The sequence below is a fragment of the Sphingobacterium corticibacter genome (genome assembly GCF_003076635.1).
Taxonomy (GTDB): Bacteria; Bacteroidota; Bacteroidia; order Sphingobacteriales; family Sphingobacteriaceae; genus Sphingobacterium; species Sphingobacterium corticibacter.
The window spans coordinates 170579-188256 of the sequence record NZ_QDKG01000003.1; the positions used below are offsets into that span (position 1 = coordinate 170579).

The 17678-nt window shown below is 42.3% G+C and carries 12 protein-coding genes; 8 read left to right on the plus strand and 4 right to left on the minus strand.

Going from position 1 to position 17678, the window contains the following annotated elements:
* Positions 1–272: 272 nt before the first annotated feature.
* The 5 genes from DC487_RS09540 to DC487_RS09560 all read left to right on the plus strand — a co-directional run bounded on the left by DC487_RS09540 (position 273) and on the right by DC487_RS09560 (position 9197).
* Positions 273–839 (plus strand): sigma-70 family RNA polymerase sigma factor, encoded by a 567-nt coding sequence (locus tag DC487_RS09540; protein ID WP_116775749.1) that lies wholly within the window; start codon positions 273–275, stop codon positions 837–839.
* 84 nt (positions 840–923) lie between these two features.
* Complete coding sequence (locus tag DC487_RS09545; protein WP_116775750.1) at positions 924–1976, plus strand: FecR family protein; 1053 nt, start codon at positions 924–926, stop codon at positions 1974–1976.
* A gap of 7 nt (positions 1977–1983) precedes the next feature.
* Positions 1984–5205 (plus strand): SusC/RagA family TonB-linked outer membrane protein, encoded by a 3222-nt coding sequence (locus DC487_RS09550; protein ID WP_116776047.1) that lies wholly within the window; start codon positions 1984–1986, stop codon positions 5203–5205.
* Positions 5206–5216: 11 nt separating this feature from the next.
* Complete coding sequence (locus tag DC487_RS09555) at positions 5217–6707, plus strand: SusD/RagB family nutrient-binding outer membrane lipoprotein (protein ID WP_116775751.1); 1491 nt, start codon at positions 5217–5219, stop codon at positions 6705–6707.
* Between the two features lie 24 nt (positions 6708–6731).
* Positions 6732–9197 (plus strand): phosphocholine-specific phospholipase C, encoded by a 2466-nt coding sequence (locus tag DC487_RS09560; protein WP_116775752.1) that lies wholly within the window; start codon positions 6732–6734, stop codon positions 9195–9197.
* Positions 9198–9321: 124 nt separating this feature from the next.
* Here DC487_RS09560 and DC487_RS17370 read toward each other — a convergent pair whose 3' ends face one another.
* From DC487_RS17370 to DC487_RS09570, 3 genes are all read right to left on the minus strand, one after another.
* Complete coding sequence (locus DC487_RS17370; RefSeq protein ID WP_262508158.1) at positions 9322–9444, minus strand: hypothetical protein; 123 nt, start codon at positions 9442–9444, stop codon at positions 9322–9324.
* 131 nt (positions 9445–9575) lie between these two features.
* Positions 9576–10343 carry a DUF3050 domain-containing protein gene (locus tag DC487_RS09565; RefSeq protein WP_116775753.1) on the minus strand — a complete coding sequence of 256 codons (768 nt, stop codon included), beginning with the start codon at positions 10341–10343 and terminating at the stop codon, positions 9576–9578.
* 136 nt (positions 10344–10479) lie between these two features.
* A complete protein-coding gene (locus DC487_RS09570) occupies positions 10480–11298 on the minus strand; it encodes a DUF4394 domain-containing protein (protein ID WP_165799059.1) in 819 nt (272 codons plus the stop codon).
* 429 nt (positions 11299–11727) lie between these two features.
* On the opposite strand from DC487_RS09570, the gene DC487_RS09575 reads away from it, so the two are divergent.
* The gene (locus DC487_RS09575) at positions 11728–14463 is read left to right on the plus strand and encodes a TonB-dependent receptor (RefSeq protein ID WP_165799060.1); all 2736 of its coding nucleotides are present in this window, start codon (positions 11728–11730) and stop codon (positions 14461–14463) included.
* Positions 14464–14581: 118 nt separating this feature from the next.
* Positions 14582–16159 (plus strand): calcineurin-like phosphoesterase C-terminal domain-containing protein, encoded by a 1578-nt coding sequence (locus DC487_RS09580; protein ID WP_116775756.1) that lies wholly within the window; start codon positions 14582–14584, stop codon positions 16157–16159.
* Between the two features lie 44 nt (positions 16160–16203).
* Here the strand turns inward: DC487_RS09580 and DC487_RS09585 are convergent, their stop codons facing one another.
* Positions 16204–16524, minus strand: coding sequence for a GIY-YIG nuclease family protein (locus DC487_RS09585; protein WP_116775757.1), 321 nt, complete (start codon positions 16522–16524; stop codon positions 16204–16206).
* A 117-nt stretch (positions 16525–16641) separates the two neighbouring features.
* Between DC487_RS09585 and DC487_RS09590 the strand changes: the two genes are divergently transcribed.
* Positions 16642–17415 carry an XRE family transcriptional regulator gene (locus tag DC487_RS09590; RefSeq protein ID WP_116775758.1) on the plus strand — a complete coding sequence of 258 codons (774 nt, stop codon included), beginning with the start codon at positions 16642–16644 and terminating at the stop codon, positions 17413–17415.
* The last annotated feature ends 263 nt before the right edge of the window (positions 17416–17678 follow it).

Consider the following 17678-nt stretch of genomic DNA (forward strand, 5'->3'; position numbering starts at 1 on the left):
TGTTTATTTCTAGTTGCTGTGTACATATTTATGCTCCGATTAGATTAATTGCTGAACGTAAACTAAAAACAGAGAATTCAAACTAAGGGTTCTCTGTTTTTTTGTACGCGGTAAATTCGATAATTATCAACCCCATGCAACTTGTTAGAAGGTGTCTTAATCATTTATGAGGTATTGGCGTAATACCTGGTATTTATCAAGAGTTAATATGTACTTAATCCGCATATAATACTAATAGGTCAATTTTGGTGCTGACCATACAAAAGCACGTCATGGTATCATGTGATTTCGATTTTGATCTTCTTTATAAAGCACACGCAGCAACATTACTGAATATTGCCATCCGCAAGTTGGGCGATAAAGATCAAGCGATGGATGTGGTACAAGATTTATTTGTCGATCTGTGGCAGCGAAAATCCATGATCAACATTACTTCTGAACCGCGAAATTATTTGATTTCAGCGCTTTACCATAAGATATTCCAGCATTTCCGAAAAGTGGGTGTCAATGATAAACATATCGCCCATTTCACTTTATTACAAACTGTCGACCATGAACAGTTGGAAGAAGCGGATATAGAGGAAAGTCATGAATCGATGATTCAACACATTGACAATTCTGTAACGCAGATGCCTCCCCGAATGCGTAGGATATTCCAATTGAAGTATTATCAATCATATTCCAATCAGGAAATTGCTTCTTTACTCGGCATATCCAATCAAACCGTCAAAAACCAACTCTGTAAATCACTTGATCAGGTCAGGAAAGAACTAGCCAAGAAGAAGGTGCATGATACGGTTTTCCTATTGCCGATGCTCTCGTACTTCCTGCTACGATAGTTGTTTTTAAATTAAAATAAAGTTGATCTTTTCTTAATACCATTTCTATGGTACGATCGCACTGTTTGAGCTACTACCTTATGTATGTCCAAACAATCACCCGAATTACAACAGTTGATCCAGCGCTATCTGGAAGGAAAGTGTACTGCCGAAGAAAAAGTCCAACTACAACATTGGATCGCATCTTTGAAAGTTTCCGACAAATCGGCCACCACAGAAGATCTGCTGCAACTTAGAAACCGTATTGATCGTATTACACAACCAAACGAAGTGCGTGTAAAAAGAATCCAATGGCCAACAAAGTACGTTGCCGCAGCAGCTTTACTATGCATAGGCGTAGCAAGTTTCTTTGTATTACGTCATGACCTAGGTAACAAACACCCCGCAGTAACACAGCTTTTGGCATCCAAATTTTCTGACGATGTAAATCGACTACGTGTATACCACAATCATGGTACAGATAACAGATCCGTCATGCTTTCCGATGGCACTAATGTCACCTTGACACCACAGAGTAGCATTCATTTTCTCGACAATTTTGAAGTGGATAATCGCCAAGTGACTTTGTGCGGAAAAGCACGATTTGATGTCGCTAAAGATGCATCGCGTCCATTCTCTGTCATCACTGGAAATATCCATACTACGGCACTCGGAACGGTGTTCTGGGTTACCCGTTTACGCGAAGAATCGCTTCCCATTGTAGAGCTTCTGTCTGGAAAAGTGGCCATCACCAAAAATTCTAGCTTAGGCAATCGGGAATTACTCGTGGCACTAAATCCGGGCGATAGCTGGGATAGCAAAGGATTGCACCTAGCGCCAAATATCTTACCAACACCAAAAGCCAGCAGGAAGAAAGAAACTGCACAAGAGGTAGAAGTTATCATGTTAGCCTTTCACCATACGCCATTAAAGGAAGTATTCGACACGCTTTCTGCGCATTTCCAAACCCAATTCTCGTATACGGAAAGCGACTTAGAAGGCATGACTTTCTACGGCAATTATACCGATAAAGTTGTCTTAGACGACATCATCAAGCACATTATGTTGACCCACGAAATACAAATTAATTATCAAGAAGATACCGCTACGTATGCCGTATCTCTATCATCCAATTTCCAAACAAACGATCAAATTTAACAAACCAATGCGTACAAAACTCAATCCCAAGCCCTTTCTGAAATTTGGGCTCATCGGTGCATTTTTAAGTTTGCTATTATCCACCGTGCAAGCACAACAGCAGGGCGAACTCGTCGTTCTCGTTCAGAACAAAGAAAACAGCGCGATCTCCAGTGCGACCGTGCGAATTCACAATGCCAATCTCAAATTGGAGCGATTGGGCTCAACCGATGCCGATGGTCGTGTCCTTTTTCAGAATCTTCCAACAGACAGTAATTATTGCATTACTGTTAGTTATGTCGGTATGTTGCCGAAAGATGAATGCGCTGTCATTATTTCTAATGGCAAACGAAGTAGTGCCATCATCGTGCTTAAAGATCCTGCGCTTAATGAAATGGATCAAGTAGTCGTGACCGCGATCGGTATCAAGCAGCAAAAGCGGAAGCTGGGCTACGCCACACAAGAAGTGAATACCGAAGTGCTACAAGAAGCAAAAACAATGAATATCGGTACAGCTTTAACGGGTCAAGTGGCCGGTTTGATTGTGAATAATCCCACCGGTATCTTCCAAGCACCGACATTCAATTTACGTGGTCGCAGTCCAATGATCGTGGTAGATGGTATCCCCGTCGAATCTGAATTGTTTGACATCCCAGCACAGCATATTGAAAATATCAACGTATTAAAAGGTACTGCTGCCTCCGTACTTTATGGTTTTCGCGGTCGGGATGGTGCGATTATGATCACCACCAAAAATGCGAAAGTAGAAGGTTTGGAAGTCACGATCGGAACCACCAACATGATGTCCGCTGGATTTACCGTCTTTCCAGAATCTCAAACCGAATTTGGTAGCGGATCGAACGGCCAATACGAATTTTGGGATGGTGCCGATGGCGGTATTTCCGATGGCGACATGACATGGGGACCAAAGTTAAATACCGGATTATTGCTGCCACAATGGAATAGTCCTATCCGCGACAAACAAACTGGCACTGTAATTCCTTGGTATGGCGATGTAAGTGGAACGATCTACGACGACAAATCGCGCTACGAACGCGTGCCGATCGAATGGCGATCATACGACAATTTGCGTGATTTCTTAGGAACGGGTATCGTGACTGAGAATAACTTTACCTTATCGCACAAGTCAGAAAAACTAAGCTTGTTTACATCCGGTAAATATGCCTATCAGAAAGGTCAAGTGCCCAATACAAGCTTGAATTCTGGTGGTATCAACATCAATTCCAATTATCGTTTTACACCGAAGTTGAATTTGGACATCAACTTCTCCTACAACAAGGTGAAGTCGCCAAACTTCCCACGGTATGGTTACGGACCAAAAAACCACATGTACACCATCTTACTTTGGATGGGAAATGATGTAAACGGACAAGATTTGGCTAACAACCTGTACATTCCCGGACAGGAAGGATATCGCCAAGCCAACTACAATTATGCTTGGTACAACAACCCTTACTTCGCTGCCAATGAGCTAAATCAGGTATTCGACCAAGACGTGGTACACGCACAATCCAGATTGAACTGGCAAGTCACCCCCAAGTTCAACGTTCAAGGACGTATTGCAGCTCGTCAAAAAACCACGTTCGAAGATATGCAAAGTCCGAAATCATACATGAATTACGGCGATTCGCGAAATGGAGATTACAAAATGTGGAACAACGGGCAGCTGAACTTCGACGCCGATGTATTGGCTACCTACAGCGATCAATTTGGCGACAATTTTGGCTTGAATATTAATGCTGGTGCATCAACCTTCAAACGTACCTTGTCCAATACGTATCAATCCACAGATGGATTGGTTGTACCTTTCATTTACAATTTAGGTAACACCCAAGGTCCAGTACGCGCTACCAATGCCAATCATACATCTATTACCAGAAGTGCCTATGCGTCCGTTAATTTCGATATTTTTCGCTCCACGTATTTGAATTTTTCTGGTCGTAATGATTGGTCATCGACTTTGTCGGCCGAAAACAATTCTTATTTCTATCCGTCGGCGTCCTTCAGTACGATCGTGTCTGACTATATCCCGATGCCACGTGCAATTGATTACGTAAAGCTCTATTCTTCTTGGGCTTCGGTATCGTCTGCCTTAGATCCATACAGTATCCGCGCGGTGTACAACAAAGCGCTGACATATGGTTCTACGCCATCGGTTAGTTATCCAAGCGGTATCATCAATCCTAACATTTTGCCCGAGCAATCCAATACCTGGGAAATGGGTATGGCATTTGCCTTCCTCAAGAATCGCCTAAATATGGATGTGACCTATTATGATATGCGCGATCGCAACCAGATTATTCAACTAGAAAACTCCGATGCTTCTGGATTCGCTACGCGAATGGTAAATGGCAATGTCTATCGTACGCAAGGTGTGGAAGTAATGTTGGGTGCTCGGATCATCGAAAATGATAATTTTTCGTGGCGTACAGCGGTCAACTGGACGCGTTCTGTACGCAGACTGCAATCGATCTACGGCGATCAAGCGCGCTTTGGTAATCTCTATCAAGGAGATCGTGCCGACGCCTATTACGATCAAGTTTGGCAGAAAAATGCGGATGGTCAGTTGATTCTAAATCCCACCACAGGTATGCCGATTCGTGATCCTTTCCCACGTTATTTGGGTTATTTCAATCCAGATTGGCAGTTTGGTTTCAGCAATACTTTTATGGTCAAAAACATTCGCGTACAAATGGATATCGACGGATCTATTGGTGGTGTAATGCGCTCGCAAACGATCGAAAAAATGTGGTGGGGCGGTAAGCATCCATCTTCGACACAGTATAGACAGGAAGAGTATGATGCAGGGCAAAATGTTTATAGGCCATCTGGCGTCATTGTTACAGGAGGCGAAGTGAAGTATGATGTGCAAGGAAACATCACGGAAGATACGCGTACCTATGCACCATTTACTGATGCGGTAAGTTGGCAGACTTGGTCGCAGATTTATCCTTATCAGGCACGTGTTACGGAGAGCGAAAGCAGCACATTTGCCAACGTATATGATCGTTCATTTGTGAAATTACGTAGACTTTCTGTAGGATATGACTTAAATAAATGGTTGAAATCAAGCAAATTCAAAGCGTTAGATGCATCCGTATTCGGCACGAACCTATGGGTTTGGAAAAACATACCATACATCGATCCAGATTTCGGTATTGGTAATGACGACAACTTGCAAGATCCATCTACCAGATACCTTGGTGTATCTCTTAACCTTACTTTTTAATTTTTCGAATCATGAAAAAGCTTAGAAATACGATTACCATCGGCAGCTTGCTGCTGCTAACCACCTTGTCTTCCTGCGAAAAGTTGACGGAGGTTAATATTGACCCGAACAATGCTTCATCCACACATCCACAAGCCTTGTTGACTAATGTAGAGTGGAATGCCTTCAATACTTGGAGAGGTACTTCGCCATTATACACGCTCAAGATGATTCTTCAAACTGATGGAGAAAATGCAAATCAGATTTATAATTGGCAGCGCGGCAGTTTCGATCAATACAACCATCTTCGCAATGTGACCAAAATGATGGAGGAAGCTTCCGCTATTGATGAGCCAACTTATTTGGCTTTAGGCAAATTCTTCCGTGCCTATTATTTCTACAACCTGACGCTAACCTTCGGAGATATCCCGTATAGCGAAGCGTTGCAAGGAGAATCAGCCGGGCTGTACTTACCCAAATACGATGAGCAAAAGGCTGTTTTTGTGGGTATTCTTGGAGAGTTAGCCGAGGCCGACGAATTGCTACAGGCTAATCCTGATCTGATCGCAGGTGATATTATCTATGGTGGCAATTCGAGCAGCTGGCGCAAACTGATTAATAGTTTCCGTCTGAAAGTGCTGATGACCCTGTCTCGCAAAACCGCTGATACGGATTTAAATATTGTGCAGCAGTTTGCACAAATTGCGGGCAACGGCATGTTATTGGAATCCGATGCCGATGATGGACAATTGGTTTACCTAGATCAGCAAGACAATCGCTATCCAGAGTTTAACTCCAGCGGTTACGGATCAGGCATGTATATGGATTCTACCTTGATTCGTCGTTTGCAAGATCATCAGGATCCACGCTTATTCGCTATTGCGTCACAAACCCGCTTAGGCCGTGAGGCCGGTGCTGCATTAGATGATTTCACCGCTTATGAAGGCGGCGACCCGATTGTACCTTATGCTTTGGTCAACGACAAAGCCATTGCTGGAAGACTTTCAAAAGTGCATGATCGCTACACCATCGACCCTACATGCGAACCCATGGTATTGATGGGGTACGCCGAGCAACAGTTTATCTTAGCAGAAGCGGTTGTACGCGGATGGATTCCAGGCGATGCGGTTACGTATTATAATGCTGGCGTGCGCGCGGCTTTCAACTTCTACGCGAAGTATGCCAAAAATATGGGTCAGTACTTCAGTGCCGAGCGTGTAGATGCTTATTTGCAGTTGCCGCTTGTTAATTTAGCAAATGCGACGACTACGGAGCAGCGTATCGAACGTATTATGATGCAGAAATATTTGAGGTCCTTTCACCAAGGTGGTTATTCAGCTTACTTCGATCATTTGCGCACCGGTTATCCAACGATGCGCAAAGCAGCCAATGTGCGTACCGCTTATCGTTGGATGTATCCGCAGAAAGAATACAATCAGAATACAGCACAGGTAGATGCAGCGATCCAAAGACAATTTAACGGCAATGATGCCATTCAACAGGAAACATGGTGGACAAAATAATGGTATCTTACACAGAAAAACAGCATGGATAGTAGAAGAGCATTTTTAAAGAAAGCAGCGATGTTGGGTGGCGCAACGGCTGCTTATCAATTCTTGCCGAGTTCCATCGCACGTGCATTGGCCATTGAAGTCGAAGCGGGCACGACGTATTTGGATGCCGAGCATGTGGTATTCCTCATGCAAGAAAACCGATCATTCGATCATTGTTTCGGCACCTTGCGTGGGGTTCGCGGGTTCAACGATCCGCGCGCCATTCGCGACGGCGACGGATTACCTGTTTGGGTGCAAAAGAATGCGCAAGGTGAAGCTTACGGGCCATTTCGCTTAGACATTGAGCAAACGAAGGCCACTTGGATGGGCTCTTTGCCACACAGCTGGAAAGATATGGTCGAAGCCCGGAATAATGGCAAGCTCGATACTTGGCTAGAAGCTAAAAAAGCCGGCAACAAAGCGTACCAGCATTTGCCTTTGACGATGGGTTATCACACGCGCCAAGATATTCCGTTTTACTACGCCTTTGCGGATGCATTTACGGTGTGCGATCAACATTTCTGCTCCTCACTAACGGGCACGAGTGCAAACAGGTCGTATTTTTGGTCTGGCACGGTTCGCGAAGAGCCGCACAATCCAGAGTCAGTGGCGCACGTGGATAATGGGCAGATCAATTACCGCGATGTGTCCTGGACGACCTATCCCGAACGATTAGAAAAGGCAGGTATTTCATGGAATGTATATCAAAACGAATTGAGCTTACCCGTAGGATTTGAAGGGGAGGAGGAAGATTGGTTATCCAATTTCACCAATAACAATCTGGAGTTTCACGAGCAATATAAAGTACGATTTCATCCAGCGCATCGGCGCTGGATGGAAAATACGCTAATATCTTCCAGAGCAGAACTAGAAAAGATAAGCGACCAGCAATCGGAGCAGTTTACTATATTGACGCAGCAAATCGATCGGCTCACGCGCGACATAGAAACCTATTCCGCTGCTAATTTTGAGAAGCTCAACTCTTTTAGTAAGAACATCCATCGGAAAGCTTTTTGTACCAATATAGCCGATCCAGATTACCACCAATTAGCTTCGCTAAAATACCAAGATCAAGAAGGAGAGAAGGAAGTGCAAGTACCCAAAGGCGATATCTTTCACGAGTTTCGAAAAGATGTCGATGCCGACAATTTGCCAACCGTATCTTGGTTAGTCGCACCTTGTCGATTTTCTGACCATCCCGGTTCGCCATGGTTTGGCGCATGGTATGTATCCGAAGCGTTGGATATTCTGACTAAGAATCCAGAAATCTGGAAAAAAACCATCTTCATTTTGACCTACGATGAGAATGATGGTTATTTTGACCACGTGCCACCGTTTGTGCCAGCACATTCCGACCGACCATTCTCGGGAGTAAATCCCGATGGCATGGATACCCGCTCAGAATATGTGACGGCAGCACAGGAGAAAGTGCGAACTGGAAAGCCAGAAGCATCCTTAGACAGTCCAATTGGCTTAGGGTTTCGCGTGCCGATGGTTATTGCTTCTCCTTGGAGCAAAGGTGGTTGGGTGAATTCTGAAGTACTTGATCTCACTTCCAACATTCAATTTCTAGAGCACTTTATTCGGCGAAAATTTGGCAAAGAAGTATTGGAAACCAACCTGTCTGACTGGCGAAGGTCAGTTTGTGGCGATCTGACTTCGGCTTTTCGCCCAGCATCATCCAACGACAGAGTACCGAATGTAACATCCGTAGATCGCGACGCCGAAGTGGCGCGTATTTATGCGGCAAGCATACAGCAATTGCCTGGAGATGTAGCAGCTTTCTCCCAAGCAGAATTAAAAAACATTCATCAAGGTATCGTATCACCACGACTTCCGCAGCAAGAAAAAGGGACGAAATCAGCCAATGCATTGCCCTACGATGTCGATGTCAATCTATCATTGGATGCCGCAAAACAAGAAATAGTGTTGGAGATGCATTATCACGGTCGATTAAAGCTTGTTAAAAAAAACAAGGCAGTTCCACTTTGTGTGCGAGCGCTAGCTCCATATCAGGATGATGCTAACCCAGCAGCGATTTGGAATTTTACCATTCAAAATGGCACATCTATCACATACCGCTGGCCTTTACAGAGTTTTTCGACTGGACGATATCATCTGGATCTGCATGGTCCGAACGGATTTTACCGTTCATTCGTGGGTTCGACGCAGCATATTCCATCCGCGGCAGCGCATATTAGTTTACAACATGGAGTTGAAGCGCTAGAAATTGCATTGGCAGGCGGGAGCGGAGATTGGAAAGTATCCGATTTATCGTACGATCATCAAACTACTATCCAGAAAAAGGGATCAACAGGTTTTGCGGTTAATTGTGAGAAAACGAATGGCTGGTATGATTTATTAGTAGAACATCAAAAAGATCCGGCACTGCATTATCGCTATGCTGGGCATGTGGATACTGGGAATCATAGTAAAACAGATCCATTCATGGGAAGTTGATCCTTTAAATAGATTGAGATGTTGAATTTGGCGCATTTCCTATGCCCAGCTTACATATCATTATAAATAAAAAGAGCTTTTGATCATTGATCAAAAGCTCTTTTCTCTGATGTATGTTATGATTTTAAAATTGTTGCTCGTTGGTATCTCCCTCAGGGATATCGAGGATGGCTAGTAACAATAGGTATTCGCCTCTATCTAATCCTAGTGCTTGTGCGCGGTTCTCTTCGTTGTTTGCTTCTTTCATATCCTTAGTGATTATATGTTCGTTTCCTAAGGATTTGCAAAGCCAATGCCAAATATCTGGCAGTTGGGTAGATTACGTAATGTCGTTCATTACTTCACGTATTGTGAATCAATAGCACGTAAAATCCGCAATTACCCGACGCGATCAGCAATAGCGTCCCACAATTTGGAGCGAACCTGCAGTGCTTGCAGGGCGATATCTTGCATTTCTTGCCATTTCTTATCGTCGTCGCCGGCCAGCTCAGAGATCATTTGCATCGCCAATGGACCATGCTCATCACCATCTAATTCGATATGGCGCTGGAAGTAATAAATAAATTTGGACATATCTACAGCTGGCGATTTGGCCTGTAACTCGTTAAGTATCGAAGTAAACATATCTGGAATCAAGTCTTCGCGACCGAATGTGAATGCTGACGCAATCTGATGGGATTTTCCACTTTGGATAACCGAAAAAGTAAAATTTAAAAAGTCTTTGATACGAGCATCTAATTCAGAGTCAACTATTGCCTTTTGGATGTCGGAAGACGCCTTTGCACGAACCACAAAGTCTTCGATTCCTTTTACGTTGGCACCCATCGTTTCCATGGCATCTAAGTACATTTCAAAGTGACTTAATCTACGACCATCAATATACTCGTCAGATTCTTCGGCCAACACAATTTCGTTGATCAGGTAGCGTGTATTTGGCATTCTACTGGCAAACCATGGCACGGAAGTACAGGTGAGTTGTATCTGTAAAGCTTTTAATAAAGACATAAAGTCCCACACGGCATACACATGTCCTTCTGTAAAAGCTTGCAAATCTTCTACAGTAGTAATTCTCGCATACAATGGATGGTGTAGGAGCTGTTCGCGTTCCTGGGCGATAGCTGCTTGTAATTTTTCGATCCTAGACATGGGTGCAAAGATATTATAAAGTTAAGTCTAGAATAAAGTGATAAACGAGCTGATGTATGTTTTTAACACTTAGCTGATAAATAAAGAACCACGAATGCGATCGCATTCGTGGTTCTTTTATAGTATTGATTAATGATTACATCGTTGGGAAAGCCAAGCCCATAATCGGCTTGCTAAAATTGCTAGATGCTCTCGTCGCTTTTCCTGTTTCTAGGTTGATGCTGTATAAACTGTGTCTGCCATCTACTTCCAATGAAGCCATAATGTGTTGGCCATCAGCGCTGATGTCAAAACCGCCAGCAGCAGTAATATTCATTCCTAAATCACCAACTAACTCCAATACACCATCGTTAGGCGGCGATTGTTTGTATAATCTATTCGTTGTCACATCGATCACATATAAGTCTGTAGTTGTTGCATCAGATGTATTATTGGTATAAGCAGCTGCTGTTACTTTTGCATTAGCCACACCATTCAACTCGCCGTCTACGAAAGCTACTACTCCAGTTTCTGGGTGCAAGCGTAGGTTTTGACCATTTGCTGTAACCAAGCGAATACGATCTACAGTAGGATTGAAGTCAAATCCAACCTCGGTAGCATCCACTCCTGGTGTGAAAGGAACTAATCCAACCGCTGTAGCTGCGCCAGTTTCCTTATTGATGGTGTAAATTCTATTGCTACTACCTACCGCATACAATTCTCCACCCACTGGACGAAAATCGATGCCTAGGATTTTTTCATTACTTTCTGTTCCAGTAATTGTCCATTCTTGAACTGAGTTACGCACGTTTTGCGCATTGTAGCGAATCAAATGATTGTCGCCATCAATCGCGTAAAACTCAACATTTGGCCCCATAATGTCATTGTCGACGCTGTTGTCATCCGAACAAGAAGTAGTAATTACGGCCCCAGCCAACGAGGCTAACGCCATCGATAAGGTAGTTCTCTTTTTCATAGTAGTTTTATTATTAATAGTATTTGTGTGCTTCTCAATAGGTGTCATTAAAGACTAATGCTGGAACACGCGCAGAGATCTTTTGTTTGGAATAGGTCAATTATACCAAGTTTATGCTACTACAAATAGTTTGTTCTGAGGACCATTCCTTATCATACGATATGGAGACAAAAGTTGTTCTTCTTAGCAAAAAACTTTTCATCTATTAGGTTATAACACGTGTCACTCAACAAGTTCGTCATACTATCTCTTATAACATGCAGTTGTATACCGCTACCACATTATGGAGCACCCAAGATGTCAAAAAAAGCTTTATTTTTACCGTGTAGGATTTTTTTGACACAATAATTTCAGGATACAGCGTTATAGTGTTAACTTACAATTATCGGTTAACGAATATTTTGTGTCACTGCCTTTTAGTTTGTGCGCGTGCCTGTTAGACATTTAATCTTAGTCATATCATTACTATTTTTGGTAGGTCTTGCAAGTCAGGGTCAGGCCCAAGTGCGAGGTAAAGTTATTACGGGTACAGTAATAGATTCTTTAGGAATTGGACTAAAAGGTGTGAATGTGTACTTGCAGACCGATCAAGATACTTTATACACGGTAACGAATGCACAAGGAATTTATCGTTTGCGAGGCGTGGTGGGATCAGAAGTCAAACTAATTTATTCTATGTTGGGCAAAGAGCGTCAAACTGCTTTTGTCAGTTTGTACGAACACGATCCTAGTCCTTTGGTCTTATCGCCAGTCGTATTGGTTGCTGGCGTTTCTTTTATCGATCCAGTACAGGTATTGCGCACGGTTCCGATTGTGCATAAAGGCGATACCACAGTTTTCAATATGTCTGGCTTTTCTTACATGAAACAATCTTTGCTAGAAGACGTATTACGAAGTTCACTACCAGGATTCAACGTTCTGCGGGATGGTACCACATTTTACAACGGTCAAGTCATTACTTCGGTACAGGTTGATGGTCGCAAGTTCTTTGGTGGTGATGTGCTTACCGCGACACGTAATCTGCCTGCCGATTATATTAAGCAAATTGAAGTAATCGACCATTATGGTGATGTAGCCGAGATCAAAGGGATTAAAAATACGACGCCAGAAAAGGTCATAAATATTATTCTACATGAAGATCGCAAGAAGATTATGTTTGGACAAGCTACTGCTGGTGGCGGTACCAATGACCGTTATCTGGGTAGCGTAGGATTGAATAAGTTTGATCGCGGACAGGAAGTTTCCATTATTGCTTCCGCAAACAATACAAATACCAGTTTATTTACATTTGGCTCTCCAGATGGCGCTGGTGGTAGATCTGCCAGCCTTTCGGATATTGGAGATTATGCTGATCAGGCGGATGGTCTAAACACCGTTAACTCCTTTGGTGTCAATTTCTCAGACAATGTCGGTCAGCGAAGTACTTTAACGGGAAGTTATTCATATTCGCAGCGAAAGAACGAAACTAAAGGTAATTCTTTGCTGCGCTCCACTTATGATGGTTATCAAATTACGAAGGCAGATGATTTTACCTCCGTGAGTGATGATAGAACTCATAAATTTGATTTTGAACTAAATTCCCGTTTCAAGAATAAGGATTTGTTGAAAATTACGCCATCTATGACTTTGAGTCGCTCAGTCCGGGATAATAAGCGAAATATTTTACTCAACAATTTTCGCCTTAGAAATGATGGTTGGTATCAAGATTCATCTACGATTGAACGGCCTACGTATCAGCTAAATGCATTATATTCTAAGCATTTTCAAGATCCTAGGCGTAAGCTAGTTGGAGACATTCAAGTAGGATATAAACGACATGATAAGGTAGAAAATGTATCGGAACAATACGTTATTTACGATACCACGGGTACTGCACCGATGATCAGTCGTTTCGATCAGGAGCAATTAGTAAATCAATATGATGCTACCAAATCTATCCGTGGTGCCATTTCATACGTCGAACCATTTTTTGATCATAGTTTACTCGAAATTTCGTACGAATACGACCTCACAAATATTGAGATGTCGCGCCGCGTCCGTATGCCTGGCGAAGCTAATATACCGATTATCGATTCGCTCGGACTTAACTATGAGTATCTGTTTGCGAGTAACCGCACAGGGTTACTATATCAATACGAGCCGAATAAGCGATTTCGTGCCAATTTAGGTTTTGGAGTCCAACCTCTACGACTATCTGGCGCAGTTGCCAACGATACTTTACAATACAGATATGACAATATCAATCTAATTCCATCAGCTATGATGCGGTATCGATTCACGGATGAATTCGATTGGCAGTTTACCTATAATGGACGAAATAGTCAACCCAACTTCTTGCAAATTGCACCGATTAGAGATAACACCAATTCCCGCTTGGTTATCGTCGGAAATCCTCTACTACGTGCCGAATTTGTCAATCGACTTTCGACTATATTACGCAAATCGATTGCAAGTAAAGGCCAATATTTAGAACTGAATTTTGCGTATAACTTTACCAGCAACAAAATAGTAACCTCCAAAACAGCCAGTTCTGACGAGACGGTTCAAGAGGTTTCTTTTGTGAATACCGACGGTTATTATGAATTGAAAAGTTACTATACCTTCAATACACCAATATTTAATGATAAGTTTAATCTTGAAACAACTGGTAATCTAGATTATTTTAATAATATCGTTTTTGTCAATGCCGAGCGCAGCCTAACACGGCAATACCTATTTGCCCAAAATCTACAATTGCGCTATAGCTGGGACGAGTATTTTGAGTCCGTATTCAACGCAAACTACTTACTAAATCAAGCCAACTTTGAACTGCCTCGCCGGCAGAAAATTGCGGCGCACTCCGCCTTATTCAGCTTGGGGGGCAGAGGGTATTTGAGTAATCGCTTTATGCTAGGCGCAGAGATGTCTCAAAAACTTTTTCGGGGTTATGTGCAAGATATCACCGATGTGAGCCCTACGATCATCAATACGTATGTAGAGTTTTCTTTTTGGAAAAACAAAATGGCTCTATTGAGGCTAGAATGTTTTGATTTGTTAGACCAAAATAAAAATGTGGGTGTAGTGACTGAGTATGTGGGCAACGATATCTTCGAATCCCGTAACAACCGATTAGGTCGCTATTTCATGCTCACACTCAATATGCGCTTGCAGCGTATGCCGAAGTAAGAAGATAGTACTATCGATCTAATACTATATTTACAGCAATATCACAATTTCTTAATGTTCCCGAGCGCATAGCGAATAGGGTAAATGGTAGTTTTGCAAACAAACTATCTATTTCAAAATGAATATTTCAAGTGTACTTTTGAGTGTAGGATTGTGTCTTTCGCTAGGCGCATACGCACAAAATCAGGTGTCGGGTGTGGTTTTCGAAGACAGCAACCGTAATGGCAAGATGGACAAAGGGGAAACTCGCTTGCCCAACGTTGCGGTAAGTAATGGTCAGGAAGTCGTGACCACCAACAACAAAGGCGAGTACCAACTGCCTGTGGGTAATGACAATATCATTTTTGTCATCAAACCTAGTGGGTATACTTTTCCAAAAGATAAAAACAACCTGCACCACTTCTATTACATACACAAACCACAGGGTTCGCCAAAAGAACTAAAATATGCGGGTTCGGAACCGACAGGACAACTCCCAAAGTCAGTAGATTTTGCTTTGCACAAACAGGATGAATCTGAGCGATTCAATATGTTTGTCTTTGGCGATCCGCAAACGTACGATAAGAGAGATTTGGCCTATTTCCAGAAAGGAATCATAGAAGATATTGAGGCCACAAATCATATTTCTTTTGGATTGAGCTTAGGCGACTTGGTAGGAGACGACTTGAGTTTACATCCAGACTATCAATCCACGATGGCAGCGCTTAACTTGCCATGGTTCAACGTGATGGGCAATCATGACATGAACTACGATGTGACGGTCGATTCCTTGTCTGACGAAACATTTGAAAAGAACTTTGGTCCAGCCAATTATTCTTTCAATTACGGGAATGTCCACTTCATTGTTTTAGATAATATTATTTATCCTAATCCAGCAACGGGTAAAGGTTACACAGGCGGTTTTAGAGACGATCAATTGACCTTTTTAGCTAATAATCTTAAATTAGTACCAAAGGAAAAATTGATTGTTGTGGCTTATCATATTCCATTATTTCTGAATGATAAGTCTTCTACACATTTCCGCTCGGAAGATCGTCAGCGTTTTATGGATCTTTTAGCACCATTTCCAAATACACTGTCACTTTCTGCACACACGCATTTTCAAACTCAGGTATATTTCCAAAAAGAGGATGGTTGGAAGCGGGAAAAACCACATCATGAGTACAACGTAGGTACGACCTCGGGCGATTGGTATTCTGGAGAAATGAATGAGCAAGGTGTGCCGGTTTCTACGATGCGAGATGGTACACCAAAAGGATACGTTACGCTGACGATTGACAACAACAAGTACGCCTTTGATTATAAGGTAGCGGGTAAACCAGCAACCTATCAGATTGCACTAACAGGAACAGAGAAGGTCGCAGAGGAATTTGTAAGGAGTCATGCTTTGTTCGCTAATTTCTTTGTAGGTCAAGAAACAGATAAGGTAGAATACAGGGTGGATGGCGGCAAATGGAAAGATATGGAGTATGTACAAGAAGCGGATCCAGATTACGCCTTTAAAACACTATCGTACGATCAAGCGAAAGAAGTTATGAAATCAGGTAAAAGACCTTCCAATGCTGTACCATCAACTCACTTATGGAAAGTGAGGTATCCTAAATTAGCCGTAGGCAAGCATGAGATTGAAGTACGTGCGACCGATATGTTTGGTAAAGAACATCGCGCAACCAAAACAATTGAAGTAATGCCATAAACAGGCTTATTACTTATTGCATTAACGTATATAACTCCACGTATCTAGCTTGCATAGTGCGTGGAGTTATACATAGATACCACCGGCTTTGTCACTGGGTGCAAATTCAACCAGTTTGGATTTTGCCGTCTTACCAAGCGTTCGCGCTGCATACGAGTATAAGTTTGTAGCTCTTTTAATCGATCGACTGCACCACTTTCCGTCGCGTACGTTTCCTCATACACGATTCTCGACAAATTCGTCGTTAGGTTCATCTGCGTTTGCTGTGCCACACTGATATGATGCAAAACATCCAAAAGATTATTCGTCATAAGCACTTCTAAATATCTTCTGTTGCTATCGGTAAGGATGACTATCTTATACATATTGCTATTTTGTTTGTCAATTGGCAGACTCCAATTTGGTAGTCTATCATATTATTACTAATTTTATTGGCACAATATTACTAATAAATTTAGTCTTTCAAAAATTTACTAAAAAAAATGTCAAACATATCTACCAATCTCAAATACCTACGCAAGAAGAAAGGTCTTACTCAACAGCAGTTTGCAGATGCGCTAGCCATTAAAAGAGCTTCTGTAGGAGCTTATGAAGAGGATCGCGCAGAACCAAAATATGATCTGCTAAAAAAAATAGCAGACTTCTTTGAGCTGACGATGGATGAGTTGATTGATCAAGTCATTGATGAGCATTGGAAACCTACTGCTCGCGGCAATGCAGCCAACTTGCGTGTCCTGAGCATCACGGTAGATCAACATGATAATGAGAATATAGAATTGGTACCCGTCAAAGCAAGCGCAGGCTATATGAATGGCTATGGTGATCCAGAGTATGTGCGCGAATTACCACGCTTCTCTTTACCAATGTTCAATCAAGGTACGTATCGCGCTTTTGAGATCAAAGGAGATTCGATGTTGCCCTTGCCAACAGGTAGTATTATTATCGCCGAATACGTGGAAAATTGGACGGATGTCAAAGTAGGACAGACCTACGTAATCGTTTCTAAATCGGATGGCATTGTGTACAAACGGATCGGTCAAAAATTTAAAGAAGAAAAGGGATTGCGATTGGTATCTGACAACAAATCGTATGAACCTTACTGGGTAGAATCTGCCGATGTATTGGAAGTATGGAAAGCAAAGGCATTTATTAGTACAGAATTACCAGAGCCTAATCCAGAGCCTTCGTTAGAAGCACTGAGTTCTATGATGGCGCAAATGCAGAAAACGATCAATGCTGTAGCCGATAAGAAATAGTTTTAGATACCCAAAAAGGCGTTTGTCAAAGTATCTGCGTATTCCAGCACCTGGAGCGAAATGGTTTGTAAGAAGTGGTACATAATATCGGGATTGAGTTAATAATTCGATGTATTATCAGCAATAATAGGAGTACCTATCACGATGTGGTAGGTATTTTAGGTTAATGAGCTTTGCCTATCGGCGAATGGCTATTATTATTCGGCTAAAAATCCTAACGTTGAATCGATTGAATTTTGCAAAATGAATCGATTCAGATAGTG